The organism is Actinotignum sp. usb-actsch-rep-73 (genome assembly GCF_059082735.1).
This window is the reverse complement of sequence record NZ_JBHNPV010000051.1, coordinates 1-954: the sequence shown is the minus strand read 5'-3', so window position 1 is coordinate 954 and position 954 is coordinate 1. Positions and strand designations below refer to the sequence as shown.

At 58.8% G+C, this 954-nt stretch carries 2 protein-coding genes; both read right to left on the bottom strand.

All coding sequences use genetic code 11. The features are described 5' to 3' along the window. A partial coding sequence (locus tag AC5RE1_RS03455; protein WP_493938351.1) for an HNH endonuclease occupies positions 1 to 326 on the bottom strand: 326 nt, incomplete at its 3' end. 137 nt (positions 327 to 463) lie between these two features. After that, positions 464 to 922, bottom strand: coding sequence for a hypothetical protein (locus AC5RE1_RS03450; protein WP_004007626.1), 459 nt, complete (start codon positions 920 to 922; stop codon positions 464 to 466). Positions 923 to 954: the final 32 nt, after the last annotated feature.

The window sequence follows — 954 nt, the reverse complement described above, 5'->3', positions numbered from 1 at the left end:
GTCTGGCGCGAGTGGCAGGGCTTGCACAGGCTTCGGAGGTTGTTGAAGTTGTGGGTGCCGCAGTGTTCGAGCGGGAGAATGTGGTGAACCTCTTGTACTGGCGTGTAGCGTCCGGCCTCTAGGCAGTCTTCGCAGAGCGGGTGGGCGGCGATGTAGGCGGCGCGAATCTTGCGCCAGCGCGCGCCGTAGCGGCGGTTGATCTTCGGATCCCGTTGATACTTCCGATACCGGGCGTCTTCTGCCTTCGCGTGCTGCTCGCAGAAACGTTCGTGGGTGAGTTCGGGGCAGCCGGGGTGGGAGCACGGGGAGGCGGGTTTGACTGGCATCGCTGGCTCCTTCCCCGAACATGGTGAAGCCCCAAGTTCCCGTGTGGGTTCTTGGGGCTTCTCCTAGTTTTCAACCACTTACATGTTCTCACACCGATATGCGGTTTTCTATCGCATGTTTCGGATACCGGCTAACGCTAGAGCTGTCCATACAAGGCGGTGGCGAACCTGTCGAGGGCCCGGTTCTTGCGCCGATAGACCGTGTCACGCTCGACGTAGAAATGATCGGCGATCATCGACACCTTCTCATCTTGCGTCCCCTCGCTGAGGAAGAAGCCTTCGAGGATGAAGCGGTCGTCTTCAGCGATGACTTCCCACGCAGGCAAGAACCAGTCCATGTACTGGCGAGCCTGCAGGTAGCGAGCCTTGTACGCATCGATTCGCTCAATGCTCGCCACGATCCGATTCTCCGAAGCGTGGAGGTCGCCTGATGGTGGTGTGCCGTCCATGCGTGGGGATGCTGGGCTTGCCGCGTCAGCATAAGCCGCCTTGATCTGCTCGTCGGTACTCTCGATGATCTGTTCCATCACCGCATAATCCTGCAGAGCGGCGATCGCGGCTTTCCTTGTGTCGAGGTATTTGGTCATCACATGCATGAGCTTGTCCTTTCAGTGGTTGTAATTTCTGC

What these genes read in the sequence shown, in the direction of transcription:
- AC5RE1_RS03450 (WP_004007626.1), bottom strand. Translation starts at nt 922, where the DNA reads ATGCATGTGATGACCAAATACCTCGACACAAGGAAAGCCGCGATCGCC.